The following is a 3,316-nucleotide window of genomic DNA, read 5'->3' as shown; positions in this document are numbered from 1 at the left end:
GTGCCGCCGCCGGCGCCGCCCTGGTCCGCTCCGAGATGAGCTCCCGCTCCTTCAGCGCCCTCGCCGCGTCAGTTCGCATCACGGGACGATCTCCAGGCGGACCCCACTGATCGCGCCGCAGAGGCGTTAGGCTTTCCAGGGTCGCCCCACCGGTCCACGCGGAGGAGCACGATGCGTAACCCGACCACTTCGATGACCCCCTTGCGGGATCCCGCCGGCCGCGCGGGGGCAGGCCATGCTCGCTTGCAGAGGGTCGCACAGTTACTGGACAGCAAATGGCGTATCCCGGGTACCGGCATCCGGTTTGGCGCGGACGCCGTCCTGAGCCTGATACCGGGCGTCGGCCCCGTCGTTCCGACGGCTGTATCGGCCTACCTAATTTGGGAGGCCCATCGGCTCGGTGTGCGGCCTGGAACCCTTCTGCGCATGGCCGCCAATGTCGGCTTCGACGCGCTCATCAGTACGGTGCCCCTTGCAGGCTCGGTCGGTGACGTCTTCTTCCACGCCAACCTCCGCAACATGGAGCTTCTGCGTCGTCACCTCGATCGGCAGAGACCTTCGTCAGGGTGAGACGGCGATCGGGCCATGCGCACCGTAGGCCAACACGGACCTGCTCTACGGGGCGCATGCTGCATTCCGGTCGTCTCAATGCCGCCAGCCCCGCTAAGCGTCAGCTCTGGCCAGTACCCTTGCCACCGTTGTGTGGGTCTATGTGTTACCCCTGCGTGGCGTCGGCACTCTCCAGCATTTCAGGAGCCGCCCGAGCCCTTGAGATATGGTGACATCTTAGGTGCGGGCTGCCCCCACATCGAGCGCGCGTAGGTGGAGTGTGCGGGTTGCCTCCTCCTGAGACGCGGCCGCCAATGCGGCAGCACCGGGCATCAATGGCGGCCTCCCATGTGCCTGCCCCCCGCCCCGGCCCAGCACGGCGCTCCTCGTCAGCCCCTTGCCGGCCTAAACCGGTTAGCATGGGACAAGCCTCAAGTTGGCCACTTGGTCAGCCTTGGCCAACATAAACAGGAAGATCATCCTGCGTTCCAGCGAACCTCGCTGTTGCCTCAACAGATTGCCACTCGAAGCTGAAATATCAGCCTCGGCCAAGGCTTGAGCAGATAAAACGCACATTGCGAAGGGCAAGGTGGTCAAAGGTTAAGGCTCCTCCTATCTGAGACGTGCAACTCTTGCATTATCCACCTAGAACTTGCGTGGAGGCCACTATGATGCAGCCACGAGCCCGCGATCTCATGAACCCTGAAGTCACCACTGTGCCGCCAGGAGTTCCTGCCGCCGATCTTGCCCGCATGTTTGCAGATCGGGGCATCTCAACGGTTGCTGTCGTGGATCCTCAGGGAACGTTACGGGGCATCGTCACGGAGGCTGATCTGATCCGTCGTCTAGCGGCGGACGATGACCAACCTCGCGCGGGCTGGCTCAGTCGGGTCCTTTCCAGCCCAGACAACATGGCGGAGCGATACGTTCGGAGCCACGGCACCACTGCCGAGGACCTGATGACGAAGCAGGTCATAACGGTGGGACCAGAGGACAGCGCTGCCCACATCGCTCGCCTCATGGAAGACCACAAGATTCGTCGAGTATTGGTGACGGCGGGAGGCCAGCTTCTCGGCGTAGTCGGTCGCGCAGAGTTGGTGCGTGCTCTGGTGGAGCCCACAGGTGGATCACCGGTAGAGTTGTCCGACGAAGGTATCCGTCGAGCGTTACTCACGGCGATGAGGCGGGAAGCTTGGGCTACCACCGGCAACATCGCTATGGGTGTCCGGGACGGGGTTGTGGAGTTCACTGGCTTCCGCCATTCCGAGACCGTGAGCCATGCACTTCACGTGCTCGCCAAGAGTGTGCCTGGCGTGAAGCAAGTAGTTGATAGCACTTTGCGACGGCCCGTTGTCTTCGGTCCTTGAAGCGACGCTCCCTTCACAAGGATTAGCCATTAACCATGGCTTTCGTCGCGGGCGACTATTCCGATCTGACCAACCAGTAGAGCAAAGGAAAGGGCCACGACGATAGTAGACCTGGTGCTGACCACTCTCTCCAGGGTCATCGATGTCGATTGGGGCTGTTCTGGGCCGCGGCAATAGACGCTCGGTGTACGGCCCGACCTGCTCTCGTCCCTGATCAGTGCCGCATGAGCAGGGGAAGGTCAGCATGGGCCAGCATGTAGCGTGTCACCCCGCCGAGGAGCGCTTCGACCAGAGGGCTGTGCGCGTAGGCGCCCATGATCAGCAGGTCGATATCGAGTTCGCGAGCCTTATCGATGAGCTTTTGGCCAAACACTTCGGGGCCAAGGGGCAGTACGTGCATTTCCGGCTGGATCCCGTGATCGGCGAAGATCCGCGGGAGATGAGGCTGCGCGGCGCCCTGGCGGATGCCGACGAGGACATGCAGCGACTCAGCACTCCGGAGGCAGCGCAGGGCAGGAAGGACGGCATTTGCCGCCCGGCTGTCCTCCTTCCACGCAACCGCGACGGAGTGACCAAACTCGCCCTGCCAGCCGGGCGGAACCACCAGAACAGGCCGCCCAGTTTTGAACAGAGCGGCATGAAATGCACGCCGTGTCGACGGGCTGTCATCTCGGACAGGGCGGCCAACCACAACGAAATCAGCTTGGCGGCCCTCGTTTACGACAGGCTCGGCAAGACCCTCAACCGACGACCAGTGCGTCGTGAAGGACGCGTCTACTACGCCGGCCGCCCAGTGCTGGTAGGCGCCATGCAGCGCCGCGATACGATCGTCCTCAAATGCCAAGAGTTCGTCCAACACGGGGCTCACAGATGCCTCAGGGGATAACATCACATAGCCAGGCGGTGTGCGGACGGCGAGGATGTTGATGCGGGTCGCACCAGCAAGGACGGCGAGGCGCTCTGCCGCACGCAAAAGGCGGGGGACTGCGTCAAGGCGCTGGAGCACTACCATGACGACGTCAGACATGGCCGTCTCCTCTACCGGGTGTAACCCCTATTCAAGGCCCCGCCAGTCTAATCCTTCTTAGATGCGCGAGCCAGGAAATTTGGCTTGCACTGGACCTCATCCTCGCCTCCGCTCAGGCGGATTGCAGCATAGCCCGCCTTACTCGCCGCAAGCTCTGCGAACGCTAGCATGCTGTTGCCTAAACCTTGGCCTTGCGTGTCCGGCATGACGGCGACGTTGTCGGGCAGCATCGCCTCGCCCCACGACAGGAGCTCGACGAGACTTTGCATGACCCGGTTGCGCTCCGCGACATGCACCCGCCCCTCCCCGATCAGCTTGGGTGGTCATCGAGCATGGGGTCAGGCTCGCAGCAATACGTGCGCTGTAGTGGGTG

Annotated in this window: 4 protein-coding genes; 2 read left to right on the top strand and 2 right to left on the bottom strand. The window is 62.8% G+C overall.

Annotated features, from left to right (window positions below; genetic code table 11):
• Nucleotides 1-171 precede the first annotated feature (171 nt).
• On the top strand, nucleotides 172-570 hold the full coding sequence (locus D9599_RS30340; protein ID WP_232481138.1) for a DUF4112 domain-containing protein: 399 nt from the start codon (nucleotides 172-174) through the stop codon (nucleotides 568-570).
• A gap of 674 nt (nucleotides 571-1,244) precedes the next feature.
• Nucleotides 1,245-1,916 (top strand): CBS domain-containing protein, encoded by a 672-nt coding sequence (locus D9599_RS30335; RefSeq protein ID WP_232481137.1) that lies wholly within the window; start codon nucleotides 1,245-1,247, stop codon nucleotides 1,914-1,916.
• Nucleotides 1,917-2,130: 214 nt separating this feature from the next.
• Here the strand turns inward: D9599_RS30335 and D9599_RS30330 are convergent, their stop codons facing one another.
• Both D9599_RS30330 and D9599_RS30325 read right to left on the bottom strand, forming a co-directional pair.
• Nucleotides 2,131-2,943 carry a universal stress protein gene (locus D9599_RS30330; protein ID WP_198385065.1) on the bottom strand — a complete coding sequence of 271 codons (813 nt, stop codon included), beginning with the start codon at nucleotides 2,941-2,943 and terminating at the stop codon, nucleotides 2,131-2,133.
• 47 nt (nucleotides 2,944-2,990) lie between these two features.
• Nucleotides 2,991-3,212 (bottom strand): GNAT family N-acetyltransferase, encoded by a 222-nt coding sequence (locus D9599_RS30325; RefSeq protein WP_198385064.1) that lies wholly within the window; start codon nucleotides 3,210-3,212, stop codon nucleotides 2,991-2,993.
• Nucleotides 3,213-3,316: the final 104 nt, after the last annotated feature.

Origin of the sequence: Roseomonas sp. KE2513, from assembly GCF_016107305.1 — a bacterium.
Lineage (GTDB): Bacteria > Pseudomonadota > Alphaproteobacteria > Acetobacterales > Acetobacteraceae > Roseomonas.
The sequence above is the reverse complement of the archived record's forward strand: the minus strand, read 5'-3'. Positions and strand labels throughout refer to the sequence as shown.